General features: G+C 70.6%; 25 protein-coding genes. 16 read left to right on the top strand and 9 right to left on the bottom strand.

Going from position 1 to position 25002, the window contains the following annotated elements; translation table 11 throughout:
* Positions 1-14: 14 nt before the first annotated feature.
* The gene (locus tag H4281_RS23725) at positions 15-806 is read right to left on the bottom strand and encodes an IclR family transcriptional regulator (protein ID WP_182893128.1); all 792 of its coding nucleotides are present in this window, start codon (positions 804-806) and stop codon (positions 15-17) included.
* A 176-nt stretch (positions 807-982) separates the two neighbouring features.
* Here H4281_RS23725 and H4281_RS23720 point away from each other — a divergent pair, with 176 nt between their 5' ends.
* Complete coding sequence (locus H4281_RS23720) at positions 983-1501, top strand: MarR family winged helix-turn-helix transcriptional regulator (protein WP_182893127.1); 519 nt, start codon at positions 983-985, stop codon at positions 1499-1501.
* Here the strand turns inward: H4281_RS23720 and H4281_RS23715 are convergent.
* On the bottom strand, positions 1450-2265 hold the full coding sequence (locus H4281_RS23715) for an SDR family oxidoreductase (protein ID WP_182893126.1): 816 nt from the start codon (positions 2263-2265) through the stop codon (positions 1450-1452). The two genes, H4281_RS23720 and H4281_RS23715, sit on opposite strands and share 52 nt — an antisense overlap.
* A gap of 183 nt (positions 2266-2448) precedes the next feature.
* Positions 2449-3465: a DNA topoisomerase IB gene (locus H4281_RS23710; protein WP_182893125.1), complete on the bottom strand. Its 1017-nt coding sequence runs from the start codon at positions 3463-3465 to the stop codon at positions 2449-2451.
* Between the two features lie 187 nt (positions 3466-3652).
* Here H4281_RS23710 and H4281_RS23705 point away from each other — a divergent pair, with 187 nt between their 5' ends.
* The 3 genes from H4281_RS23705 (at position 3653) to H4281_RS23695 (ending at position 6530) form a co-directional block, all read left to right on the top strand.
* Entirely contained in the window at positions 3653-4087 is a 435-nt protein-coding gene (locus H4281_RS23705) for a DUF4383 domain-containing protein (protein ID WP_182893124.1), read from the top strand.
* Positions 4087-5574 carry an FAD-dependent oxidoreductase gene (locus H4281_RS23700; protein ID WP_182893123.1) on the top strand — a complete coding sequence of 496 codons (1488 nt, stop codon included), beginning with the start codon at positions 4087-4089 and terminating at the stop codon, positions 5572-5574. The genes H4281_RS23705 and H4281_RS23700 overlap by 1 nt, the downstream gene beginning before the upstream one ends.
* Before the next feature lie 89 nt (positions 5575-5663).
* A complete protein-coding gene (locus H4281_RS23695; protein ID WP_182893122.1) occupies positions 5664-6530 on the top strand; it encodes a manganese catalase in 867 nt (288 codons plus the stop codon).
* 46 nt (positions 6531-6576) lie between these two features.
* On the opposite strand, the gene H4281_RS23690 is transcribed toward H4281_RS23695, so the two are convergent.
* Entirely contained in the window at positions 6577-7332 is a 756-nt protein-coding gene (locus tag H4281_RS23690; RefSeq protein ID WP_182893121.1) for an SDR family NAD(P)-dependent oxidoreductase, read from the bottom strand.
* 163 nt (positions 7333-7495) lie between these two features.
* Between H4281_RS23690 and H4281_RS23685 the strand changes: the two genes are divergently transcribed.
* Positions 7496-8236: an SDR family NAD(P)-dependent oxidoreductase gene (locus H4281_RS23685; protein WP_182893120.1), complete on the top strand. Its 741-nt coding sequence runs from the start codon at positions 7496-7498 to the stop codon at positions 8234-8236.
* A 125-nt stretch (positions 8237-8361) separates the two neighbouring features.
* On the opposite strand, the gene H4281_RS46290 is transcribed toward H4281_RS23685, so the two are convergent.
* Positions 8362-8493 (bottom strand): hypothetical protein, encoded by a 132-nt coding sequence (locus tag H4281_RS46290; protein ID WP_281390467.1) that lies wholly within the window; start codon positions 8491-8493, stop codon positions 8362-8364.
* 36 nt (positions 8494-8529) lie between these two features.
* Between H4281_RS46290 and H4281_RS45220 the strand changes: the two genes are divergently transcribed.
* The 8 genes from H4281_RS45220 to H4281_RS23645 all read left to right on the top strand — a co-directional run bounded on the left by H4281_RS45220 (position 8530) and on the right by H4281_RS23645 (position 18183).
* Entirely contained in the window at positions 8530-8763 is a 234-nt protein-coding gene (locus tag H4281_RS45220; protein WP_220507744.1) for a VOC family protein, read from the top strand.
* Positions 8764-8826: 63 nt separating this feature from the next.
* On the top strand, positions 8827-9225 hold the full coding sequence (locus H4281_RS23675) for a hypothetical protein (protein ID WP_182893119.1): 399 nt from the start codon (positions 8827-8829) through the stop codon (positions 9223-9225).
* A gap of 54 nt (positions 9226-9279) precedes the next feature.
* On the top strand, positions 9280-10197 hold the full coding sequence (locus H4281_RS23670) for a bacteriocin fulvocin C-related protein (RefSeq protein ID WP_182893118.1): 918 nt from the start codon (positions 9280-9282) through the stop codon (positions 10195-10197).
* Positions 10198-10287: 90 nt separating this feature from the next.
* The gene (locus H4281_RS23665) at positions 10288-11337 is read left to right on the top strand and encodes a serine hydrolase domain-containing protein (protein WP_182893117.1); all 1050 of its coding nucleotides are present in this window, start codon (positions 10288-10290) and stop codon (positions 11335-11337) included.
* A 295-nt stretch (positions 11338-11632) separates the two neighbouring features.
* Positions 11633-15430, top strand: coding sequence for an IucA/IucC family protein (locus H4281_RS23660; protein WP_182893116.1), 3798 nt, complete (start codon positions 11633-11635; stop codon positions 15428-15430).
* Positions 15427-16635: an MFS transporter gene (locus tag H4281_RS23655; RefSeq protein ID WP_182893115.1), complete on the top strand. Its 1209-nt coding sequence runs from the start codon at positions 15427-15429 to the stop codon at positions 16633-16635. Before H4281_RS23660 ends, H4281_RS23655 begins: the two co-directional genes overlap by 4 nt.
* Positions 16636-16841: 206 nt before the next feature.
* On the top strand, positions 16842-17291 hold the full coding sequence (locus H4281_RS23650) for an STAS domain-containing protein (protein ID WP_182893114.1): 450 nt from the start codon (positions 16842-16844) through the stop codon (positions 17289-17291).
* A gap of 76 nt (positions 17292-17367) precedes the next feature.
* Complete coding sequence (locus H4281_RS23645; RefSeq protein WP_182893113.1) at positions 17368-18183, top strand: DUF1206 domain-containing protein; 816 nt, start codon at positions 17368-17370, stop codon at positions 18181-18183.
* Positions 18184-18194: 11 nt separating this feature from the next.
* On the opposite strand, the gene H4281_RS23640 is transcribed toward H4281_RS23645, so the two are convergent.
* From H4281_RS23640 to H4281_RS23630, 3 genes are all read right to left on the bottom strand, one after another.
* Positions 18195-19289, bottom strand: coding sequence for a carboxylate-amine ligase (locus H4281_RS23640; protein WP_182893112.1), 1095 nt, complete (start codon positions 19287-19289; stop codon positions 18195-18197).
* A 122-nt stretch (positions 19290-19411) separates the two neighbouring features.
* Positions 19412-20281 (bottom strand): serine hydrolase, encoded by an 870-nt coding sequence (locus tag H4281_RS23635; protein ID WP_182893111.1) that lies wholly within the window; start codon positions 20279-20281, stop codon positions 19412-19414.
* A 299-nt stretch (positions 20282-20580) separates the two neighbouring features.
* Positions 20581-20754, bottom strand: coding sequence for a hypothetical protein (locus H4281_RS23630; RefSeq protein ID WP_182893110.1), 174 nt, complete (start codon positions 20752-20754; stop codon positions 20581-20583).
* Between the two features lie 101 nt (positions 20755-20855).
* Between H4281_RS23630 and H4281_RS23625 the strand changes: the two genes are divergently transcribed.
* Entirely contained in the window at positions 20856-22322 is a 1467-nt protein-coding gene (locus H4281_RS23625; RefSeq protein WP_182893109.1) for an aminotransferase class I/II-fold pyridoxal phosphate-dependent enzyme, read from the top strand.
* A gap of 35 nt (positions 22323-22357) precedes the next feature.
* Positions 22358-22819: a DUF6098 family protein gene (locus tag H4281_RS23620; protein ID WP_182893108.1), complete on the top strand. Its 462-nt coding sequence runs from the start codon at positions 22358-22360 to the stop codon at positions 22817-22819.
* Between the two features lie 60 nt (positions 22820-22879).
* Here H4281_RS23620 and H4281_RS23615 read toward each other — a convergent pair whose 3' ends face one another.
* Positions 22880-23896 carry a LacI family DNA-binding transcriptional regulator gene (locus tag H4281_RS23615; protein ID WP_220507743.1) on the bottom strand — a complete coding sequence of 339 codons (1017 nt, stop codon included), beginning with the start codon at positions 23894-23896 and terminating at the stop codon, positions 22880-22882.
* A gap of 108 nt (positions 23897-24004) precedes the next feature.
* Between H4281_RS23615 and H4281_RS23610 the strand changes: the two genes are divergently transcribed.
* The gene (locus tag H4281_RS23610) at positions 24005-25000 is read left to right on the top strand and encodes an asparaginase (RefSeq protein WP_182893107.1); all 996 of its coding nucleotides are present in this window, start codon (positions 24005-24007) and stop codon (positions 24998-25000) included.
* The last annotated feature ends 2 nt before the right edge of the window (positions 25001-25002 follow it).

Raw genomic sequence — 25002 nt, 5'->3', positions numbered from 1 at the left:
GGTCCGGCTTGACGTCAGTAGCGAGTGAGCCGGTCCGGCGGAAGGAACGGGGCGATCTCCTTGGCGGCATCGATCGCGAGCGCACCCAGCTCGGCAACCCGATCCTCGGGCAGTCGCACGGTCGGCACCTGAATCACCACCGCCGCCCGGGCCAGCCCCCGGTCGTCCAGCACGCCCGCGCCGACGCACCGCACACCGGCGACGTTTTCCTCGTTGTCGATGCTGTACCCGCGATCGCGCGTCTCGGCCAGCTCCACCGCGAGGGCGTCGCGGGTCGCGAGGGTGTGCGGCGTCAGCGCGGGCAACTGCTCCGGCAGACTCGCGAGATAGGACTCCGCATCAAGGGAATTGGCGAGCATCGCCTTGCCGGAAGCCGTGGCGTACAACGGGAAACGCGCGCCAGGATGCTGCTCGAACCGCAACGGGAGCGTCGACTGCGCGCGCAGCAGGACGACCGACTCGTTGCCCTCGCGGATCGTGATGTTGACCGATTCCCCGGTGTCCGCGTTGATCCGCTGGATGACCGGCAGCGCGAGCTGAAGGCCGTGCACGCGCTGGGCGGCCTGGCCGAGCAGGATCGAGCCGGGGCCCAGGTGGTAGCTGTCGGTGCGGGGGTTGTGCGCGACGAGCCCGTCGGCGCTCAGCGCGCGCACCACCCGGTGCGTTGTGCCCGGCGTGAGGTCCAGTTTGCGGGCGATCGCGGACAGCGTGAGCTCCCCGTCCTCGTCCATGAGCAGCCGCAGGATGCCGAGCGCCCGGCGGATGGCCTGGGTTCCGGCTGGTGGCTGTGCTCCGGTCTGGTTCACCTGGGTTCCGTGTTCTCGCGCTGTCGGTTGAGGCCAGGTTAACGCGTGCCGGGCCCGCGGCGGTGCGGTGCACCCCGATCCGGGGGAGCGGCCGCCTCTCGGCAAGCGGCCCTTCTCCCGCCCCGGCCGGTATCATCGGGATTCGTACGGTCCGCTAACGATGGGCAGGGGAAACGATGTCAGGTCCGCTGGTGCCGGGCGGGATCGGCGAGCACACGAGCTGTCTCCTGGTCAAGCTCGGCCAGGTCGTGTTCCGGCTCGCCGAGGACCGGCTGCACGAGCTGGGCCTGCGGGTGCGGCACTACAGCGTCCTCCAGGCGCTGGCCGACAACGGCCCGATGTCGCAGCTGTCGCTGGGCGCCTACCTGCGGATCGACCCGGCGACCATGGTCAGCAGCCTGGACGACCTTGAGACCCTCGGGCTCGCCGCGCGCGCCCGCGACCCCGAAGACCGGCGGCGTTACGTCGTCGACCTCAGCGACGCGGGGCGGAAAACGCTGCGCAAGGCGAACGAACTGCTGGCCGATCTCGACCGGCACGTGCTCAGCGACCTTCCGCAGCGCTCCCACGAGTCCCTGCACAAACTGCTGGCCAAGATGAACGAGGGCGCCACCCTGCCCGGAGAGTTCGACCGGATGCGGGATCAGGCCGGGTCGACGAAAATGTCCAGCGCCAGTTCGCCTTCGCCGCGCTGATAACCGGAGAGGTCCGTCACGCCTTCGGCGGCGAGCACCTCGTCGTCGATGAAGAGGTTCCCGGTGCATTCGCGGGAGGGCCGGGTGAGGATCGCGTGCGCGGCGTCGGCGATGATCTCCGGGGTGCGCGCCTGGCTCGCGCCGCCGATGATGTTGCGCACTGCCGCGGTGTCGATGAGGGTGCGCGGCCACAGCGAATTCGCGGCGATTCCGTCCGCTTTCAGTTCCTCCGCGAGACCCACGGTGCACAGGCTCATGCCGTATTTGGAGAGCGTGTAGCCCAGGTGCGCGCCGATCCACGCGGGGGAGAGGTTCAGCGGCGGCGACAGCGTCAGGATGTGCGGATTCGCTGCCTTGCGCAGCTGCGGGATCGCCGCCTTGCTGAGCAGGAACGTGCCTCGGGTGTTGATGGTCTGCATGAGGTCGTAGCGCTTCATCGACAGCTCTTCGGTGCCGGACCGGTCGAGCGCGCTGGCGTTGTTCACGACGATGTCGATGCCGCCGAACCGCGCCGCCGCCGCTTCGGCCGCGGCGAGCACGTCGTCTTCGGACCGCACGTCGCCGACGATCGGCAGTGCCTGGCCGCCGGCGGTCTCGATCTCCTTCGCGGCGGTGTAGACGGTGCCTTCCAGCTTCGGATGCGGTTCCGCGGTCTTCGCCAGCAGGACGACGTTCGCCCCGTCCCGCGCCGCGCGGGTCGCGATGGCCAGGCCGATGCCGCGGCTGCCGCCGGACATCAGGACGGTCTTTCCGGCGAGAGTCATGGCCGGGTCCTTTCGGGTGGGCGAACGTGGTCAGCCTGCCGCCAGGAGGGCGGTCATGAGCGCAACATACCATTAGTAGTGCGTATGATTTAAGAGGCAAATCCTCACGTCGGACGGTCGAGTGCGCCGAAGACCGCCGCCTGGCCGCGTCGGGGGAGCAGGAGTTCCTCGACTGCCGCAGACCTACTGGGAGGCCCGCCGCAACAGCCGGATCACTGCCTTCTCGATCCGCTCCCGCAGTTGCTCCTCCGCGAGCCCGTCAGCGTCGGCTTTGCGCACCGAGCGGTGGATCGTGCCGCGCCGCTCGAATTCCCGCAGCACCCGCGGGTCGACGTACGAACGCCGGGCGACGGCGGGCGTGTTGCCCAGTTCCTCCGCGACCTCCTTCATCGCGGCGGTCTCGGCCCTCGCCAGGCCGCGCTGGGACGTCGGCGCCTCCCGTGCGGCGAGGGAGACCGCGGCGAGCACCGTCGCGTGCCAGGTGCGCAGGTCCTTGACCGTGAATTCCTCGCCGGCCAGTTCCTTGAACCGCTCGTTGACGTCGCTGGCGCGCAGTTCGCGCCAGCCGTCGTCGGCGCGGTAGACGAACAGGCGCGAGGTGCCGGTGCGGCAGCGGCGGAGCGACTTGAGGACGGCGGCGAGTTCGCCGTCGCGCATGCTCAGCGACCGGACGAGGCCGCTTTTGGCGGGGTAGCAGAAGGTCAGCTCGTCGCCGCTGATTTTCACGTGTTCGCGCAGCAGCGTGGTCGCGCCGTGGGAGCCGTTGGCTTCCGCGTACTCCTCGCCGCCGCTGCGGAAGACGCCTCGGTCGATCATCCGCAACGCGGCGGCGGAGACCCGGCGGCGGTCGAGGCGGCGCCGGCGCAGATCCTCCCGGATGGCGGCGCGGACGTTCGGCAGCTCCCCGGCCAGTGCGAGCACCCGGTCGTGTTTCTCCTCGTCGCGCGCTCGCCGCCACTCGGGGTGGTACAGGTACTGGCGGCGGCCCGCGTCGTCGGTCCCGACGGCCTGGATGTGCCCGGTCGGATGCGGGCAGATCCACACCCGGCGCCACGCGGGCGGGATCACCAGCTCGCGGATGCGCTCGAGGACCTCGGCGTCGGTCACCGGGGAGCCGTCCGGCGCGAGGTACCGGAAGCCGCGGCCCCGGCGCTGCCGCTTGATGCCTGGCGAGGACAGCTCGCTCCGCCGCAATCGCATGCTCGCGGTTGCCCGCGGCGGCGGGCTTCAAACCGGATTCCGGACGCCGGTTGGCCGCCCCGCCACCGGATGCGGCAGGCGTCGAGCCGGGGCCGGGACGTGCGCGGAGGTTTGCCCGATCCCGCACCGGTTACCCGGCTAACTCCGCGCCGGACCCGGTGCGGGCGATTCAGGGAGGGCTCCGGTCATGACTACTGCCGTTGCGCGGCGCACGCCGCGCCAGCTCGTCGCCGCCGGTGTGGGCGCGGTGTTCCTGCTCGTCGGCATCCTCGGCTTCATCCCGGGCGTCACCACGCATTACGACCAGCTCACGGGTGCCGGGCACCATTCCGGCGCGCTGCTGCTCGGGCTGTTCAGCGTGTCGATCCTGCACAACGTCGTGCACCTGGCCTTCGGCGTCGCGGGGCTCGCGCTCGCCCGCACGCCGGCCGGGGCGAAGAACTTCCTCGTCGCCGGCGGGGTGATCTACCTGGCGCTGTGGGTGTACGGCCTGATCGTCGACCACGGCAGCTCGGCCGACTTCATCCCGGTCAACACCGCCGACAACTGGCTGCACCTCGGCCTGGCCGTCGTGATGATCGTGCTCGGCGTCCTCCCGATGGGCACTCGGAGGAGCTTCTGATGACCACCACCGCAGACCAGTCCCTGTGGCTCGCGACCGCGTCGGCGACCAGCCGGTCGTCCCTGCGCGGCCGGGAACGGGCGGAAGTCGCCGTCGTCGGCGGTGGCGTCGCCGGGATGACCACTGCACTGCTGCTCGCGCGCCGGGGCGTGAATGTGGCCGTCGTCGAATCGGGGCGCGTCGCGGAGGGAGCCAGCGGCAATAACACGGCGAAGGTCACCGCGTTGCAGTCCACTGTGTACTCGACGCTCCTTCGCGAGCACGACGCGGCCACCGCGACGGCCTACGCCGAGGCGGCGCTGGCCGGGGTCGAATTGGTGGCGGAGCTGGCCGAACCCATCAAGTGCGGGCTCCGCAGGCTGCCCGCCGCCACGTTCGCGCTGGACGCCGACGAGGCGGACACCGTGCGAGCCGAGTACGAGGCCGCGACCCAGGCCGGTCTGCCGGTCGAGTGGACGGACACGCTCGACCTGCCGGTCCCGGTGCACGGCGCGGTGCGGCTGCCCGAGCAACTCGCGCTCCATCCGGCCGACTACGTGCGCGGGCTCGCCGACGCCGTCGAGGCCGAGGGCGGCCGGGTATTCGAGGAAAGCCGGGTGCGGCAGGTCAGCGCGGCGCCGCCGTACCGCGTCAGGACCGAGGACGGCGCGCTCGACGCCGAAAACGTGGTCATCGCGACGCATTACCCGATCCTCGACCGCGGGCTGTTCTTCCCCCGGCTGGAGGTGCAACGGTCGTATTGCGTTGCCGCGACACTGAAATCCGGCAAGCCGCCGGGGGAGCTGGCGATCAGCGCCGGGAGTCCGCTGTGGTCGTTCGCCTCCTGCGAGGACCGGCTGATCCTCGGCGGCCAAGGCCATCCGGCGGGCGACCCGGTCGACTTCGCGCGGTACACCGAACTGGGCGAGTTCGCGGCGCGCCACTTCGACGTCGACGAGGTCACGCACCGGTGGTCGGCGCAGGATCCGAAGGCCTACGACAGCATCCCGATCGCCGGGCCGTACTTCCCGGGCGCACGGAAGCTGTGGGTCGAGACCGGGTTCGCGAAATGGGGCTTGGCGATGGGGACCGCGGCGGCGGCCGCGGTAGCCGACGGGATCACCGGATCGGCCAATCCGCGTCGGGACCTCTTTTCTCCGCAACGGGTTTCGCTGAAGTCGGCATCGAAACTGGTGCAGCAGAACGCGAAGGTGGCGAAGGACTTCGTCGGCGACCGGCTCGCCCAAGCCGACGCGACGAGCACCGACGACATCGCCGTGGACCAGGCGAAAGTGCTGGCGGACGGACATGGTCGCAAAGGCGTTTACCGAGACCGAGAAGGCACCCTGCACGCGGTGTCCATGCGGTGCACGCATCTCGGCTGCTTCGTGCGGTTCAACGCCGCCGAGCGCAGCTGGGATTGCCCGTGCCACGGTTCGCGATTCGACGTCGACGGCACTGTGCTCGAAGGGCCCGCCACCGCGCCGTTGCCCCGCCGGACTCCCTGAAATCGCCGTGTGTAGGCCGGTCGATCGCGGGCACTCCAGCCGGACTTGCCGGGTATGGCGCCCGGCTCGGATCCCGGGAGAGGACGCTGATGTTCCGACACACCAAGCTGCTGCAGTTCGAGGCGAAGCCCGAGAAGCCGGACCCGGTGTACGCGCACAGGCTCCAGGAGCTGATCGGGGGCGCGTTCGGCGAGATGACGGTGACCATGCAGTACCTGTTCCAGGGCTGGAACTGCCGCATCGAGGGCAAGTACAAGGACTTGATCATGGACACCGCGACCGAGGAGATCGGGCACGTCGAAATGCTCGCCACGATGGTCGCGCGGCTGCTGGAGGGCGCGCCGGCCACCGCGACCGCGGAAGCGGTGAAGGATCCGGTGATGGCGGCGGTGATCGGCGGGATGGACCCGCAGCAGGCGATCGTGGCCGGTGGCGGCGCGCTGCCCGCCGATTCGAACGGCACCCCGTGGAACGGCAAGTACATCGTCGCCTCCGGCAATCTCCTCGCCGACTTCCGCGCCAACGCCGCGGCCGAGGCGCAGGGCAGGCTGCAGACCGCGCGGCTGTACCGGATGACCGACGACCCCGGCGTGAAGGCGATGCTGCAGTTCAATCTCGCTCGCGACACCGTGCACCAGAAGCAATGGCTGGCCGCGATCGAGGAACTCAAGGCCGACGGCCTGGAAAGTGACATCGCGCCGACCGCGTTGTTCGACGAGGAAAACCAGGACCACAACAACACGGTGTGGCACCTGTCGGACGGCCCGGACGGGGCGAAGGCGGGCTGGAGCTTCGGCGGGGAAGGCATCGAGTACCTCGCCGATCCCCAGCCGCTCGGTGGCCCCGGTACGGCGCCGAAGCCGGATCCTGCGCTGTACGGGACGTACTCGCCGACGCAGAACGCGATGGGTTCGCTGAAGGGGAAGGCGAAAGAGGTGAAGAACAAGGCTAAGTGACGGTGTTCGGGACCCCGGGGCCGGCTGTGCCTCGGGGTCCGGCGCGTCAGACGCCGTATCCGCCGTCGACGTCGAGTTTCTGGCCGCTGATGAACCCGGCGCGGTCCGAGGCGAGGAAGCACACGGCTTCCGCGATGTCCTGTGCGTTGCCGAAGGTGCGCAACGGGATGGCGCGGAGGGCGGCGTCGAGGGCGCGGTCGTCGAGGTCGCCGTTGGCCACCAGGTCCGCTGCCATGCCGTCTGTCAGCATTCCGGGGCCGACGCAGTTGACCCGGACGCCGAAGCGGCCTTCCTCGGCCGCGAGCGCTCGTGCGGTCGCTTCCACCGCACCTTTGGGCCCGGCGGAAAGCCCGTCGCGGACAGGGTAGCGCCGGGTCGCTGCGGTGGTGACCGCGACGATCGAGCCTTTGCTGGCGCGCAGGGCGGGCAGCGCCGGGCGGACGAGGTTGAAGAACGCGGCGGCCTCCGCGGCGAGATGCCTGCCGAAGTCTGCGGGGTCCACTGTGGACAGATGCTGTTGCGGGACCAGCGGTCCGGCGGCGTGGACGAGGGTGTGGATCGTTCCGAAACGCTCGACCACGTGGTCGAGGTACGCCTTGGTCTGCTGGGCGTCGGTGAGGTCCAGGGGCTCGGCTGTCGCGTCGAGTTCGGCGGCTAGCCGCTTCGCTGCTTCGTGGTCGCTGCGATAGGTGAAGGCGACCGCGGAGCCGCGTTCGGCGAGCGTGCGGCAGATCGCCGTGCCCAGCCCTCCGGTTCCGCCGGTCACGACCGCGATGCCCGGCTTGCCGTGGAAATCCTTCAAGGGCAGCCTTCTTCCTTCTGAAGCAAGCGCTTGGTGCGAGACTACGATCCCGTGCGACGCCGGTCAAATCAGGTGTCCGCTGAGCCGACGCATGCCCTCCGCTCTCCCTTCCGGCGAAGGTACCTTCGCGCGATTGAGCGCTCCGAGCCGAAGGAAGTGGAACGTGGCCGATCAACTCGTGGATCTGCGGGACAAAATCGTGTTCGTGACCGGTGCCGCGCAAGGGCAGGGCGCCGAGCACGCGAGGACGACCGCGCGGCTGGGTGCGCGCGTCGTCTTGGCGGACCTGGACGAAAGCGCCGTCGCCGCGGTCGCGGACGAGATCGACGGTGCGACGCTCGCGGTCGGCTTGGACGTGCGCAGCAAGGAAAACTGGGCCACCGCCATGGAACTCGCCCGCGCCGAGTTCGGCCGGGTCGACGTGCTCGTCAACAACGCCGGTTTCTACCGCAAGGCACCGTTGGAGAGCTTCGCGGAGGACCATCTCGCGCACACCTTGGGCGTCAATCTGATCGGCCCGGTCCTCGGGATGCAAGCCGTGCTGCCGTTGATGCGGGACCGTGGCGGTTCGATCGTGAACGTCGCCTCGACCGCGGCGTTGACGGGCTTCGCGGGCGGGCTGGGGTACAGCGCGTCGAAATGGGGGCTGCACGGGGCGAGCAGATCCGCTGCGAAGGAGCTCGGCGAGTTCGGCATCCGGGTGAACTGCGTCTGCCCGGGCGCGATCGACACGCGGATGATCTCCGAAACGACCCGCGCGGGCGGCGGCGCGGTGGCGGGACAGCCGATCCGCCGCCCCGGCACGACCGGCGAGGTCGCTGCGCTGGTGGCGTTCCTGGCCAGCGACGCGAGCAGTTACTGCACGGGACAGGATTTCGTGATCGACGGCGGCCAGACCGTGTGACCCGCCGCCCGCCGATCGGCGGGCGGCGGATCTCTCTGTCCTGGTTGCGGCAGGTGCGGGGGACGCGAGCAGGGGGGATGAGGCGGGCAGGCGAGCGTGGTGTCCCTTGTGGATGGTCGGCACGGTCAGCCGGAAGCGGGCCGTCCGTTGGCCAGCTGGAGTTCGGCCTCCGCGGAGGGCGGGTCCGGCACCGCTCGCGGACGCAGCGTCGGCACCCCGTTGGCGACTCGCCACACCGTAGCCGCGGCATTGCGCACCTCGGTGATCGTGGCAGTTCGGGCGTGTGCACGCCGATGTCGCAGGAACTCGCGGACCGGCGCAAGGTCGAGGCCGGGTTCTCCGCCAAGGACCCGGGCGGGACGCCGCTGGAGTTCTTCCACGGGCCGGTGCTCGAACACAGCCCGGTGCTCACCAAATACGCACGTCGCGGCGATCGTTTCTCGGCACTCCGCTACTCCTGCGATGCTGCACTGTCAAGGTCCTTCAGCGAGAGCGCAAAGGCTTGGATGCTCGCGCAGCGCGGCTGAGTCTTGAACGGACGGTACGCGGGGGCGTGCGGGTTTCCGTTCAGAGGGGAGCATGCGATGAGAATGTCAGCGAAAACTGTCGCAGCCGCCGCGCTTGCGGCGGCGACCGCAATTGTGCCCGCCGCGGCGGCTGCGGCTGAGATGCCGCCCACGCATCGCGCAATGGCACACCCGCCAGGAGAGCCGCCGGTGCATCCGTACCGCGACATGGGTGTCCGGATTCAACCGCATTTGCCGGCGCGCCAGGTCGGCGAGGTCTGGGCGGGCTTCACCTATGGCTGGGATTGCTGGACGACGGGCGATCCCGTGGAGATCAGCCACGGGCGGTACAACAATGTCTGGCTGATCGTCTACGGCTACCAGAATGTGCGCGGGTACGTGCCGGCGGCCGGACTGAGCGGCGACAAGTACGGCAACTGGGTCGACGGATCGCATATCCAGGACTTTCCGTGCCGCGGATAGCAGCACGGCGAACAGCGCATCGCGCAGAGCCCGAACAGAATGGCGGGGGATTCCATGACGAACGCATCTGACCGATGGGTGCTGGCTTTCGACGGCTCGTGCCGGTTCTGCCGGGCCATGTCCCGCGCCGTGGCCGAGGCTTGCGACGGGACGCTCGAAGTCTTGCCGCTGGCGCAGCCGGATGTGCGGAGATGGCGTGAGCAGGCGCTCGGCGCCGACCCGGCGTGGGCGCCCACTCTGATCCGGGTGAGGCCCGACGGCACCCGAGCTTGGGTAGGCCCCCGGCTCGGGGTGAAACTGGCCAGGCATCTGGGCGTCCGGTCGACGTTGGCAGTCCTCGGCGCGATGGGCCGGACGCGGCGCCCTGCACAGCGGAACCAGCTAGGCGTCCGGTCGCTCGTCGGTGGCCTCGCAGTGGCGGCCGCGCTGGTCAAACTCGGGCCGTCGGGAGGCAAGGGCAAGGGCAAGGGCGAAGATCCTGTCGCGTGGGCGGAGTCCAACAAGGACCGGCTCCCCCAGGCGTACTCCGAGTTCGCGGAGCATTCGCTCCCCTACCGGAAGGCGATCTTCACCGCTTCGTCGGCCGCGGTCAGAAGCCGTCTGTGGACGGAGCACCTCCGCCAGTACGGTGCGACGCACGATTCCCTGTCGGAGAGCCAGGAACGAGCGTTGCAGCGCGCCGCGGAGGTCCTCGGGAACGAGTCGTTGCACTCGCGGCCGTCGCCGCCCGACCTGAACCAGGTACTGGAGGACCTCCGCGCCGTGGTGACCGCTGCCTTCGCCGGGGAGGCCCAGTCGATCATCGCGACCCTCGGCCCGTCGGAACCCGAAGCCGCCAGCGACGATTGCCAGTGCAGCATGGAGAGCGACTATTGCTGGCAAGGCTGTGTATACAGCGACGAGTGCCACCGGGTGGGCGGCTGCGGAACCGGATGGCTCTACGTCTGCGACGGATGGTGCGACGGCCCCTGACCTGGTCTCCGGACGAGTCAGCCGGCTGAGGCTCTTCGCGACGATCTTATGGTCGTCGCGAAGAGCGACCGGGATCGCTACCTTCGGAGAATGCCTTTCTCCGGTCTAGACGCCTGGCTGAGTGCCCGAGCCGCGGTCGGCAAGTTCTCCGGAGCAGTGCTGATCCGCCGCGGCGAGCACGTGGTGTTTTCGGGTGCGTACGGGCAGGCCAGCCGCCGATGGGCGGTGCCGAACAGGCTTGGCCTCCGGTTCGACACGGCGTCCGTCACCAAGCTCTTCACAGCGGTGGCCGCCTTGCAACTGGTCGACGAAGGACGGCTGGAGCTGGACGCGCCGATCACCGAGATCGTCGACTTGGCCGGGACGGCGATCTCACCGCGGGTGAGCGTGCGGCACCTGCTCACGCACACCTCCGGCATCGCCGACGACGCGGACGAGGAAGCAGGTGAAAGCTACGAGGCGCTGTGGGTCGACAGGCCGGTCTACTCGGTGACGCGAACGCGCGACCACCTGCCGAATTTCGCGGCCAAGCCACCGAATTTCGCGCCGGGGGAGGGATGCCGGTACTGCAATGCCGGATACCTCCTCGTCGGTCTGGCGATCGAGGAAATCACCGGGGTCGCCTATCGCGAGCACATCCGGAGCGCGGTTTTCGCGCGGGCGGGCATGACGTCGTCGGATTTCTACGACCGGCGGGAAGCCGCGGCGGACGTCGCCGAGGGCTGGGATCCGGTCGTCGGCGCGGAGGGACGGATCACCGGGTGGCAGCAGAACATCTTCAGCTGCCCGTCGATCGGCGCGCCCGACGGCGGGGCGCACGCCACCGTGGCCGACCTGGTGCGGTTCCTGCGCGCCGTCCGCGGCGGCGAACTCCTGTCGGCCGAGCGCACCGGGCAGTTCCTCACCCCGCAGGTGCTGCACCACCGTGCCGAAGACGGCGACGTGTGGTTCGGGTTCGGGCTGGAGTTCACGATGCGGCCCGACGGTTCGGTGCGGAACTACTACAAGGACGGCGGCAACGCCGGCGCCGGGGGCATCGCACGCCACTATCCGGGGGAGAACCTCGACGTGGCGGTGCTGTCCAACGCGGAATACGGCAGTCTCGCCGTGATCCGCGAAATCGACCGGCGAATTCCGTGAGCGCGGGTTAATTGCCGTGCCAAAATATCGGACACTGCTCCAGTTGAGTCCTCAACCTGCTGCGCAATGGCCGCGATTGAGTGCGCGAATGTCCGAGTTTATCGGGTCGTGATAGGTGTGTTCATTTTTTGTTAACCTGTACGTTCCTGTCTGGTTAACCTTGGCAGCGCCACCATAGTGCACGATGTCATCTCCCGCTCAGGCTAGTGAGAATGCTTTCCTTGCACCGCTGGGAGAATCCCTTTCTCCCGAGGAACGCGCAATTTATGTCCGCCTCGAAGGATCCGGGAAACCAGTGCTTCCGGGGCTCGCGGAAAAATACGCGGAATGCCTTCCGGAAGCCCGCGCGACGACTATGTCCCGCCTCCTTTCCGCGGTGGTGCGCGAGGGGTTGCTGAGAACGGGGCCGGCGCGCGAACGCGGACTGGAACTGGTGCTGCGCGAGGCGACGAAGACCGGTCGCCTGACCCTTGCCGGTCCGGTCCGGCTCAACGGCCGGGAGGTCGCCGACCCGTTGCGGCTCTGGGATTTCCTGGCGAAGGAGCGGTTGTGCTCCGGCGACTCCGACGCCTGGGAGCGGCTGCGTGCCGAGCTCGCCGACAGCGTCGCCGGTCATGCGCTGTCCCTGGCCGCGGCGAGCGTCTTCGCGGCCGAGCTGCGCGATCGGGATAATTCCGGCAACGGGCACCGAAACCGGCCGTTCGCGTCGCTGGTCGCCGCGCTCCGCGATTCGGGCGAAGAGGGATCGCTGCTGATTCCCTTCGAGCGAATGGTGGTCGAAGGACATCCGCTGCATCCGGTCGCTAAAATGAAAGTCGGCATGTCGGTCGAGGACACCATTCGCTATTCCCCGGAATTCGGCGCGGAGTTCGATCTGCCGCTGGTTGCGGTTTCCCGGGACGCCGCCACCGGAGCGAACGGCCTCGATGCTTCGCAAGCATTGCTCAGCGAAGCCTTTCCGCGAACTGTCGCCGCGGCTGCCGTGGAGATGCGCGCGGCGGGGCTCATTCCCGAACAGCGCGTGCTGATTCCCGTCCATCCGCACCAGCGTTTCCACGCCCTCCCGGCGCTGCACGCCGACGCGATCGCCGACGGCACGGTGGCGCCGCTGCGCACCCGGATCCCGGCGCGGCCGCTGATCTCGGTCCGGACCCTGTCGGCGCGCGAGACCGCGGCGAGCGCGGGACTGCACGTCAAAACCGCGCTGGAAGTGCAGCTCACCAGCGCCGTCCGCGGGGTCTCGCCCGCCGCGGTGCACAACGGGCCGCGCCTGTCCGCGCTGCTCGAACGGATCGTCGCGGCAGACCTGGACCTGGCGCTCGGCACGCCGGACGGGCGGCCGCGGTTCGCGGTGCTGCGAGAGCTGGCCAGCGTCGCGTATGTGCCGCCGGACGGGCCCGATCCCGCGGCTGCGCAGGCCCGGCGCCGTTCGCTGGCCGCTGTCCTCCGGGAAGACAGCGAAGACCTGCTCGGCCCGGACGAATTGTCGATGCCGGTCGCCGCGCTGTTCGCGAAATCTCCGTTGACCGGCGCCAGCCTCCTCCACGATCTGCTCGCCGAGACCGCGTCGGTTACCGGCGCTGCGCTGAGCGAGGTGGCGCGGCAGTGGCTGGCCGCGCACGTCGAGCGCTGTGTCCCGCAGTTGCTGACGCTGCTCGTCCGCTACGGCATCGCGCTCGAACCCCATCCGCAGAACACCGTTCTCGTCTTGAAAGACCGGTTGCCGCACCGCGTTCTGCTCCGGGACCTCGGCGCCGCGCGCGTGCTGGAATCCCGTCTGGCCCGACGCGCTTTGGCCGGCGACTTCCTGCCCGGCTCGGCTTTGCTCGCCAGCGACCCCGCCGCGCTCCGCGCCAAGTTGTACTACCCGCTTTTCGGCCACCATCTCGGAGAACTCGTCGCCGAGCTGGCGCACGCGTCCGGATGCGTGGAGGACGCCCTGTGGCCGGTGGCGGGGGAGTGCGTGCGGCAGGCGTTCCACCGGCTCGCCATGTCCGCCTGCTGCCCCGAGGAGGCCGAGGACGCCGGGGCGGACGCCGAAGCGTTGCTGAACGAGCCGTGGCAGCACAAGGCGTTGCTGACGATGCGCCTCAAGAACCTGGTCACCGACCAGCAGTACGTCGGGGGACCGAATCCGCTCGCCGCGACGAAGCAGGAGCCGGAACCGCCGGACCTCAACGAGGCGGAACGGGAAATGCTCGCGTGCCTGCGCGAGCGCCGCCCGGAACTCGTGCGGCCCTGGCTGGACGAACTCGCCGGCGCGCGATTGAGCACCCTCAACGGCGCCTGCGGCGCGCTGCTGCGCGAACGGAGATCGTTGCCCGCCAAGCGAATCACCGAGATCGTCCTTCCCTTCACCGGACCGCCGCCGGTGGCCCCGAGCGTTCTCGCGCTGCTGGGGCCGGGCGCCGGACGGCTGATCTGCGTGACCTTGCGGTCGGGACGGCGGCTGGCCGCGGTGTGCGAGCCGGAAGGCGGGTTCGGGGCCAACGAAGTGGCGAGCCCGGTCGTGCTGAGCGACGGCGTCGAAGTCCGCGTGCTCGACCGACCCGAGGATCTGGTCGACGCCGTCGCCTCGTCCGGCGGGGAGATGGATTGGGGCGCGCTCCGCGACGATCTCGTCGACTCGGCGCGCAACCTCGCCCTGTCCCGTGCCTGCGTCCGGCGCCGCCTGCCCGCGCGCCCGCACCGGATCGCGGCGGCGGCCGGACAACGCGCCGTTTCCGACCTCGCCCTCGACCTCGACGCCGCGTGCGCGGAAGGGCACACCATCCACCTCGCCCCGAGGGTCCGCCGCGGCTTCACCCCAGCGGATTCGCTCGCGTATTGCCCGGAAAGCGCCGACACCGTAGGCCTTTCCTTCGTCGCGGTGCGCAAGGATTCCGTGCTCTCGACCCCCGATCCGTCGGGCGCGTCGGTGGGAACGATCGTGGCCGACCATTTCCCCGCGACCGTCGCGCGCGCCATCGACGGACTCGCCGCCCGCGGGCACGCTCCCGCCGAGTACGAGCTGATTCCCGTGCACCCGTGGCAGCTGCGGAGCAGGCTGGCCGCCGAGTACCCCGAGGAACTGGCGACCGGCGGCATCGTCCCGCTCCCCGAAGCGCAACTGGCCTGCCGGCCGACCGTCTCGGTGCGCACCCTGGTCACCGCCGCCGCGGGCAGGCACGGACGGCGGCTGACCGTGAAAACCTCGCTCGACGTCCAGCTCACCTCGCGGCGGCGCACGATCTCGCCGGCCACCACCGGCAACGGCCCGCGAATGAGCTGTCTCCTGCAACGCCTGCTGGCCGACGACCCCAGCACGCGCGGCAGGGTCGTCTGCGTACCCGAATTGGCCGGCATAGCCTTCGCTCCGCCGCCGGGAAACCCCGCACCCTCGCGAGAACGCGGCCTTTCCGCCCTGCTCCGGGCCGATCCCGCCGACTACGCGGTCCCCGGCGAGATCGTCCTTTCCGCCTGCGCTCTGCGAGGAGCGGCGTATCCGGACGGAACCGTTCTGGCGGAACTGGTCCACGAACGCTCACGTCGCTCGGCGGTCGCGCTCGGGTTCTTCGACCGCTACGCCGAGCTGATGCTCGCCGCGGGGCTGCCGTTGCTGTGGCGGTACGGCATCGGACTGGAGGCCCATCTGCAGAACACGCTGCTGGTGGTCCGCGACGGACTGCCGGTCCGGGTCCTCGTCCGCGACTTCGGCGGCATCCGCGTCCACTCGGGCCGGATGCGCGAGGCAGGCCTCGATTTCGTCCCGCACCCCGGGTCGATCACCTTCTCCGACGACATCGGCCACGTGCGGAGAAAGGTGTCGTACGCGCTGCTGCAGGCCAACATCGCGCACGTGGTGACGATGTTCGCGGAGACCTGGGACCTGCCCGCCGAGCGGCTCTGGACGACAGTCCGCACCAAGATGACCGACCTGCTGGCCGGGCTGCCCGCGAACCTGCTCGCCAGGGCGTCCGCGGACGTCGCGTTCCTGATGACGTCCCATCTTCCGCAGAAAGCGTTCGGGCTCATGCGGTTGCTGGCCGCCGACCACGACATCTACCTGCCCCAGGCCAACCCCCTGCACGGCGCCGGCGACACCGTCCGATGACGGCGGGCACTGCCGGGCGGCTGCCGCTGCGCCTGTTCCTGGCCGGCACGCTGTCCTCCCGGATCGGCGACACCGCGGATCTGGTCGCGCTCAACTGGTACGTCGTCGAGCGGACCGGTTCGGCCACCGCGCTGGCGACGGTGAACGTGGTGCGGCTCGCGCCCATCCTGCTGTTCACCGCGCCGGCCGGATGGCTCGCCGACCGTTACGACAAACGCCGGCTGCTCGCGGGTCTGCGCGTGGCGCTCTTCGGCTCGACCCTGTGCCTCGCCTGGATCGTCACCGCTGGCGGCCCGCTGTGGCTCGTGTGCGCGACGGTGTTCGCACGAGCCTCAGCGGGCAGCGCGGAACCTGTGCTGAGGCAGACGCTTCTGCCGTTGCTGCGCGGGCAGCGACCGCTCACCGCCGTGATCGCCATGCACTCGGCCTGCCTGAACGCGGCGATGCTCCTCGGCCCCGCGGCAGGCGCGCTCGTCCTCGCGATCAGCTCGGTCCCGATCGCGTTCTGGTTCAACGCTTTCTGCACGCTCGTCGCCCTGTGCTGCCTGACCGTCCTGCCCGATCCCGTCCCGACGCCTGGCCCGGCGCCGCCAGCGGAGTCCGTGCGGCGGCTGCTCCGGCAGAACCCGGCGATGCGCCGTCAGATCGCCCTCGCGATGGGGCCGATGCTGTTCGCTTTCCCGTACACCGCGATGATGCCGCTCCTGTCGAAAGACCTCTTCCACGGCGACGGAAGCACTGCGGCCCTGCTGCTGACCTGCGGCGCCGCGGGCGCGCTGGCCGCCTCCGCGACCATGTCCCGCCGCCCTCCGTCGAACCCCGCACGACTGGCCGCGATCGGCGCGGTGCTGCTCGGATGCGCGTTGCTGGTCCTCCTCGTGCCCAGCGGCTTCAGCGGCAAGTCCGCCGCGGTCGGCGCGGGCGCGACGATGGTGGTGGTCGGGCTGGTCGGGCAGTGTTACCGCACCGCGAACCGAGCAGCGCTGCAAGCGACCGCCCCCGGCGATCTCCTCGGCCGGATCATGGGCATCGCGAGCACGGACCGGGCGATGATCCCGGTCGGCACCGCCGTGCTGGGACCGCTCGCGGAACTCGCGGGCACGCGGACGATGGTCGCGTTCATGGGTCTCGGCTGTGTCGTCACGACGTTGCTGACGATCCGGATCTGCCGGAGTCCGCCGGAGCCTGGTCTGGCCCCGACCTGATCGCGCGTCGTCCTCGGCGCGTACGGCCGCCCGGGTGAGGCAGGGTTGCGCAAAACGGGCGCCCCGAAGGTATGTTGGCGGCATCGCCGGTCAGCCAGGCATTTCGCCGTATCCGACCAGCCGCCGAGGGGGATTTCCGACAGCCCGGCCGGCGCCGCTCGTTCCCGGTCCCCGCCCCGCTTCGCGCGAGGAGGGAACGAAAAACCATGCACAGCAACGCCCCGCCGTTGAGCCTGACCGTCGTGTGCCCGGCCGGCCGTCCCGCGACGACGCTCACCCGCACCGCGAAGTCGACCGTGGTCACCCTCGCCGGGGACCTCGACGCCGCCGACGTACCCCGGCTCCGCCGGCTCGTGTCCGGAGAACTCGGGCTGCGGCCGCCGGCCCTGCTCGTGGACCTGACCGCCGTGCCGTTCTGCTCGGCCCGGTTCTTGAAATTCCTCGCCGAACAGGCCAGCGAAGCCCGCGGCTCCGGGGTGCGGTTCGCGGTGGTCGCGCAGCAGCGGGCAGTGCTGCGTCCGCTGGCGTTGCTGGGCCTCGACCTCCCGGTCGTGGGCTGCCTCGAAGAAGCCGTTCTGAACGCGCGCACGCGGCGCAGAACAGCGTCGCCGCCCTGGCTCCAGCGAACGCGTCCGCTGTGGACTAACCCTCCGTGAACCGGAGCTCACCGAGGTGGCGGATTGCACCACCTGGCCTAGTTGCAGGTCGGACCACAGCGGGTATCCCCACTGCATGAACCGGATCGCCGCCAAGGTCGCCCGAGGAGAAAAGACCGACACCGCCCAGCTGCTCGGCCGGGCGGGAATGGCCTGTTACGCGCTCGTGCACCTCATCCTCGCCTACCTCGCCGTACGGGTCGCCTTCGGCGGCGGCGGGCAGCCCGACCAGAAGGGCGCGCTGCAAGAGGTCGGGTCTACGGCGTTCGGCCAGGTCCTGCTGTGGGTGCTCGCGGCCGGCCTGGTCGCGTTCGGACTGTGGCAGTTCCTGATGGCCGCGACCGGATACACCTGGACCAGCGGCGGGAAACGGACGCGCAAACGGTTCGGCGCCGCGGCGCGAGGAATCGTCGTGCTCGCGATAGGCGCCACCGCGTTCCGGCTCGCCGCGGGCGACGGCGGCGGCGGTTCGAGCGATCAGACCCAGCAGGAGTTCACCGCGAAACTGCTCCAGTTGCCCGCCGGCCCGGCACTCGTGGTGATCGCCGCCGCGATCGTGCTCGGCGTCGCCGTCGCCGCCGGGGTCAAAGGCGTGAAGCAGAGTTTCCTCGAAGACCTCGACCTCGCCGGCTTGCCCGGCAAGACCCGCCGCTGGGTCGGGTGGCTGGGCAGCACCGGGTACCTGGCGAAGGCAGTCGTTTTCGCGGTGACCGCGTTCCTGCTGGGCTACGCCGGTTTCCGCTCCGACGCGAAACAGGCGGGCGGCCTGGATGCCAGCCTGAAGACCCTCGCCGCCCAGCCGTTCGGCGCGGTTCTGCTGACGGTGGTGGCGGTCGGCCTCGCCGCGTTCGGCGCTTACTGCCTGGCCGCGGCTTGGGCGCATCGGCGTTGACGCGCCTGCGGTCAGGCGTTGCCCGCAAGCAGGTCCACGACGTCCTCGCCGCGTCCCCGCTCGGCGAACCGTCGCCGTTGCCGGTCCGCGCCGCTGCCCTCGGCGCACAACTGCGCCGTCGCGTCCTGAGCGAACTCCAGGTCCCCGGCTGACTCCAAGGCGGACGAGGTCAGCTCGATCAGATCGGCGAGCACCGCCTTCGCCGGAGCCAAGTCGCCGCTGCGCGGGTGCGGGCAGCAGCCGCTGACCCCGTCCCGCGACGCGCGCCAGAGATGGGCGCGCAGCACCTCGTTCGGCAGGTCCGGCGGGGGATCGTCGTCCGCCAGCGCGGTGGCCACCAGGCCTCGCGCGAGCACGCCGAGCAGGACCGCTTCCTCCGGCGTGGCGGCGACGTCGGCGATGCGGAACTCGATCGTCTGCTGCTTCTCCGAGAGCCGGACGTCCCAGTAGACCATCCCGCGGTCGAGGATCGCGCCCGAGCGCAGCCACGCGTCGACCACGCTCTCGTACTCGTCGAGCGACGCGAACCGCGGCGGCGGCCCCGCTGAGGGCCAGCGGCTCCATTGCTGATAGCGCCAGCTGCGGTAACCGGTGTCGTAACCGTCGGCGATCGCGGAATTCGCGGTCACGGTCAGCAGCGCGGGCAGCCACGGCCGGATCCGCCCGAGCGCCTGGATGCCGGTCTCCTTGTCCGGGATCGCGACGTGCACGTGACAGCCGCAGGTCAGCGACGTCCGCGCGGTGGCGCCGAAATGCTCGCCGATCCGCTCGTACCGCGGATTCGGGGTGACGCCCGGCAAGCCGGCTTCCGACACCGGCGGCGAGGCCGCGGGCAGCAACCGGCAGCCCTGCCGTCGCGCCGCCGCGGCCAAGTCCTCGCGCAACTCGCGCAGCCGCTGCGACGCCTCGTCCCGGGTCCGGCAGACGTCGGTGGCGATCTCGGCCTGCGACTGGATCAGCTCGTGCTGCAACTCGCCGTTGCCGCCGCCCGTTTTCGCCGCGCGGTCGACCACGTCGTCCGCCCGCGCCAGCCGGCCGTCGCGGTCCACGACGAAGAACTCCTCCTCGATGCCGAAGGTCAGCTCGTCGCCGGTCTGCTCGTCCACCGATGTTCTCCTGGGGTCGGGGGCATCGGAATACCCGGACGGCTCCGCGCGCAAACGACGTTTCCCGAGGAAGAAGAGGACTGCGGAGCGCGAAAGCCCAACTTTGTCCACAAAGGACCAGCTCACGCGAGTTTGCCGGTGCCGGCAAGCGAATCCTTCAACGCCCCAGTAGCAGCAGTGAGCGCCTTGGCGGCCGTGGCGACATCAATGTCATCGTCCCACGTGCTCATCACCGCCACCGCGAACGTCCGCGACTCCGTCCGGACCAGCCCCGTCGTGTTCAGCACCCGCCGCCCCTCCGACGTGCCCCAGCCCTGCTTGATCGCCCACACCGTGCCGGGAAACGCCCGCGGAATCCCGAAATGCTGATCAAATCCGTCCGCAGCGTTGAGCGGCGCGCTTTCCAGCGCCTCGGTCAGGAAGTCGCGTTCCTCGTCAGACCGTCCCGAGGTGATGTTCCGGTAGACCGCGACGACATCCTCCGGCGACATCTTCGTCGACCCCCACTGGCCAGGATCGGCAGGCGGAGAAGTGTGCGTCAGCCCCAGCTTCCCGGCCTGCCGCCGGACGATCGCCGGCCCGCCGAGCCGCTGCCAGAACCGGCTGGCGACGCGGTCGTCGCTGGCCGCGAGCATGGCATGGACGGCGTCGGCCTCGCTGTCTTCGGGGACCCCGGACTGGTCGAGGAGATCGAGCGCGATGAGCAGTTTCACCACGGACGCGGTCGGCTGCGGCTGATCGGCTTTCCAGCCGACCTCCACCGCGCACGCGTCCAGGTCGGCGACCTCGATCTCGAGCCGGGGGTCGTTTCCGTTGCTCAGCAATGCTTTCCGGGCTTCCGCGACGGCTCCGGAGTGCTTGCCCGCCGTCGAGGCCGGGGCCGCTCTGCACGAGGCTTGCCAGTCGGTGCCACCGGAACCGGCGGCCAGGCAGATCGCGGCGGTCAAACCTCCCGCGACGGCGAGCGCGGCGAGCCCCACGAGCATCTTCATCGATGCGCACTCCTTCGGCAACGGTCCGCTTCCGCGGGAAGCGGGAGCGCTCCGAAGGTAGTGAGACCGGGGAAAAGACAGAATCGTCCGAAGAGTCCGTCCATTCAGGCCAGTCGGCGGGCAACCCCGTCCGGGCATCGGCCATCCGGCCGACCCGGGGCGTGCTGACCTGCGACGACTCGACGCCCGAGAACGGCGGCCGAGGGGCACGCGACGCGACGGCGGCGAAAGCCGGAGGACGATCAGGCAACTCCGCCTGCCCGATCAGCCCTTTCGCCGTCCCCGGTTCCGCGGGCGGGTCAATCGGTTTCCGGCTGCTGCCACGCCCTTCCGGCCCGCTGGGCGGCCAGCCGGATCTCGTCGCCGACCTCCTGCCAGTTCTGGTCCGTCGGGTCGTGGTCGCCGATCCACGTGCGGCGCGGCGTCGCGAGCGAGACCCCGGCCTGCTGCGGTTCTTCCGTCATCTGAGTCATGATTCCTCCGTCTCCCGGTGAAGACCAGGCAGGACTACCCCTTCGGGGGCCCCTGAAACGGGTGCGTGTTTGAGATCGGCCCGGCCGGGTAAGCGGAACGCGTGGCCGATCATTCCCGCGCACCAGTGCTCGAGGCGATCCGCCGGTTCCGCGCGTCCGGGCACGTGTCCTTCCTGCCGCCCGGACACAAACAGGGCCGCGGCGCCGACCCCCGGCTGACCGAGATCGTCGGCCGCGACGTGTTCGCCTCGGACGTCATTCTCATGAACGGGCTCGACGACCGGGCGCTCAACCGCGGCGTGCTGAACGAGGCCGAAGACCTGATGGCGGACGCGGTGCACGCGGACCGCGCGTTCTTCTCGACCTGCGGCAGTTCGCTGTCGGTCAAATCGGCGATGCTGTCGGTCGCGGGCCCGGGCGAAGAGCTGCTGATTTCCCGCAACGTGCACAAATCCGTGGTGGCCGGGCTCATCCTCAGCGGCATCCGGCCGGTGTGGGTGTCCCCGCGCTGGGACGCGTCCTTGCACTTCGCCCATCCGCCCGGGCCGGAGGAAACCGAGGCGGCCTTCGCGCAACACCCGGCGGCGAAGGGAATGCTGCTCATCACGCCGACCGATTACGGTTCCTGCGCGGACATCCGCGGCGTCGCGCGGATCTGCCACGAGCGCGGGGCGCCGCTGATCGTCGACGAGGCCTGGGGTGCGCACTTCCCGTTCCACCCGGACCTGCCGGCGTGGGCGATGGACGCGGGAGCCGACCTGTGCGTGACGAGCGTGCACAAAATGGGCGCGGGCCTGGAACAAGGCTCGGTCTACCACCTGCGCGGCGACCTGGTCGACGCCGACGTCCTCGCCATGCGCGCCGACCTCCTCGACACGACCAGCCCGTCGTCGCTGGTCTACGCCGGGCTCGACGGCTGGCGACGGCAAATGGCCGAGCACGGAAAGGGCCTGCTCGACACCGTGCTGCGGCTGGCCGCGGACACCCGAGAACGGCTGGCCGCGATCCCCGGGATCACCGTGCTGGGAGACGCCGAACTGCTCGGCCCCGGCCGGGCGGACGACCGGGACCCGCTGAAAATGCTGATCGACGTGTCCGCACTCGGGTGCTCGGGCTACGACGCCAACCACTGGCTGCGGGAACACCAGCTGGTGGACGTCGGGCTCTCCGACCACCGCCGGATCGCCGCCCAGTTGACCGTCGGCGACGACGAGAGCACCGCCGCCCGGCTGGTCGAGGCGCTGCGAGCACTGTCCGGCCACGCCGGCGAGCTGCCCCGCGCCAAGACGGTGGACCTGCCCGCGCCCGAGGACCTGGAACCCGACCAGGCCATGCTGCCGCGCGACGCGTTCTTCGGGCCGGCCGAACAGGTCCCGGTCGAGGAGGCCGCCGGACGGATCGTCGCCGAGACGATGAGCCCGTACCCGCCAGGCGTTCCGGCCGTGTTCCCCGGCGAGGTGCTGACCCGCCCGGTGCTCGACTACCTGCGAAGCGGAGCGGCCGCGGGCATGTTCCTGCCCGACCCGGTGGATCCGCTGGTGCGCGGCGTGCGGGTCGTCGCCCGCTGAGATTGGCTCCGGCGGACGCGGGTAATCCCGGGCCCATGACGGAATGGGACAACCGGCTGCCCGTCGTGCGCGACCTCGACGAGCTGGTCTCGGCGTTCCGCCGGGCCGGCGAAGACGACCTGTACGTCCGGTGGTCGCGCGGCCCGGACGCGGACCTGTGTTCCGGCGAGGAAAGCCGCGACGGGCTCACCGGGACGCTGCTGCCGGGGCTGTCGGCGAACTCGCTGGCCCGGCAGCCGTGGTGGCGCGGGCGATCGCTGCGGCTGTGGCTGGCCCGGCGCCTGCACGACTACCAGCACCTGCGCGAACGCGGCGGCCCCGGCGTGCGTCCGTGGCTGCTGCGGGGCCGGGAGATCGCGCGGGGGCCGGACAACGAGCCGCTGATCGTGGACGCGGAACCGCTGGCGTGGATCGAGGACGCCGTGCTGCACGAAGCGCTGCGGCTGGTGGACCGGGAAGCCCCTGCCGGCTGGGGCTCCATGGACCGCCAGCCCTGACCCGCCGCCTCGCCGCTCTCGCCGCTTCTGCGGACGGTCCTCACGGACTTCCGCGGGGACTCAGCCGACCGTCGACGCCCGCACGATCAGCTCCGGCTGAAGCCGCTGCGATTCCACGTCCTGCCCCGCGAGCTTGCGCAGCAACGTGCCCAGCGCCCGGCGCCCCATCTCGTGCATCGGCGACCGGATCGTGGTCAGCGGAATGGAGATCGACGCGGCGAGGGGGGTGTCGTTGTAGCCGACCAGGGCGACGTCCTCGGGAATCTGGAGTCCCTTGTCCCGCAAGGACCCCATCGCGCCGATCGCGGCGAAGTCGTTGGTCGCGAAGATCGCGTCCGGATAGGGCTTGCGCGCCAGCAGCTGATCGGCGGCCGCCCGCCCGGCCGCTGCGTCGAATCCGTTGTAGACGATGCGGTGCGCGGGGATTTCGATCCCGGCCTCGGCGAAGCGGTCGACCAGCCCCTGGGTGCGTTCCTGCGCGGTCGAGGCGAAGGGGAGACCGGCGACGATCGCGACGTCCCGGCGGCCGGTCTCCAGCAGATGGTCGGCGATCAAGCGGCCGCCCGCCGGGTCGTCGCAGGTGATCGAGACGTGCTCGCCCAGCCTGCGCGAGGTCAGCACGAACGGGACGCCGGTTTCGGCTAGGCCGTCGAGGAACGTGTCGTCGGAGTGCGCGTCGCCGAAGATCAGCCCGTCCACCCGGCGGTCCAGCATCTGCTGGGTGCGCTGGCGCTGCAGTTCCGGGTTGTCGAGCGAGTTCGTGACGTAGGTCGAGATCCCGGCCTCGGTCGCGGCCTCGTCGATGCCCTCGTAGATCGTCGCGAGCACGAAATCCTGCAGCCGGGGGACCAGCACGCCGATCACGTTCGACCGGGCGGTGCGCAGGCTCGCGGCGTGCGGGTTGCGGCGGTAGCCGTTGCGCTCGGCCGAGTCGAGGATCGCCGCGACCTTTTCCGGCGACGCCCAGCGCTCCGGATGCTCTTCCGCCGGATTGAGCACCCGGGACACCGTGGTCACGCTGACGCCCACGTCCTCGGCGATCATCCGCTGGGTGAAGGGCCGCACGGTCGCGGGCATCTGCCTCCTGTCGTCGGGCCCCAGTATGCCCGGCCCGCGCGGACGTCGCCACAAACGATTGACACAAACGATTGACTCAAACGTTTGTGTAGCTCACACTCAACGCCCATGACGCACATCGTGGTCCTGGCCACCGGAGGCACCATCGCCTCCCGCACGGGTCCCGGCGGCGCCTCGGTCGCCGCCGACGGGGCCGGCGCGCTGCTCGAGGCGGCCGGGCCAGACCCCTCGGTCAAGGTCGAACCGGTCGACGTGCTGCGGGAGAACTCGTTCAACCTGACCCTGGAAGACCTGGCCTCGATCGCCGAAGCGGTCCAGGCCCAGCTGGCCCGTCCCGAGGTGGACGGCATCGTCCTCACCCACGGCACCGACACGATCGAGGAGACGGCGTTCCTGCTGGACCTGGTCCACGCCGACGACCGGCCGGTCGTGCTGACCGGCGCGCAGATCGCGCCCGACCGCGACGGCTCCGACGGTCCCCGGAACCTGCGGCAGGCGATCGGCGTCGCGGCCGCGCCCGAGGCGCGCGGGCTCGGCGTGCTGGTCGCGTTCGCCGGCCAGCTCTTCGCCGCGCGCGGCCTGCGGAAGGCGCACACCCTGCTGCCGCAGCCGTTCGCCGCCCAGTCCGGCGGGCCGATCGGGCAGGTGCTCGACGACGGCCCGCTGCTCACCGCCCGGCCGGCCCGTCCCGAACCGCTTCCGTTGCCCGGCCCCGGGTTCGGCTCGCTCCGCGTCGAAACGCTGACCCTGTCGCCCGGCGCGACCCCGGAACTGCTCGACCACCTCGTCGCGCAGCGGGCGCCCGGGATCGTGCTGGCCGGAACCGGTTCCGGGAACCTCAACCGCGGCTACCTGCGCTCGCTGCGCGCGGCCGTCGACGCCGGCACCGTCGTGGCGCTCTCGAGCCGGGTCCCGTTCGGGCCGGGCGCCGCCATTTACGGCAGCGGCGGAGCGGTCGACGCGATCGCCGCCGGGGCCGTCCCGGCGACCGCGCTCCCGTTCCCGCAGACGCGGATCCTGCTCGCGCTGCTGCTGTCCCGTTTTCCCGCCGACGTCGCCGCCGACCGGCTGCGGCACCGCGCGAACCGTGAGAAAGGAATCTGAGC

This window comes from Amycolatopsis dendrobii (assembly GCF_014145675.1).
Taxonomy (GTDB): Bacteria; Actinomycetota; Actinomycetes; order Mycobacteriales; family Pseudonocardiaceae; genus Amycolatopsis; species Amycolatopsis dendrobii.
Note: the sequence above shows the minus strand (reverse complement) of the source record. Positions and strands in the feature narration are given on the sequence as shown.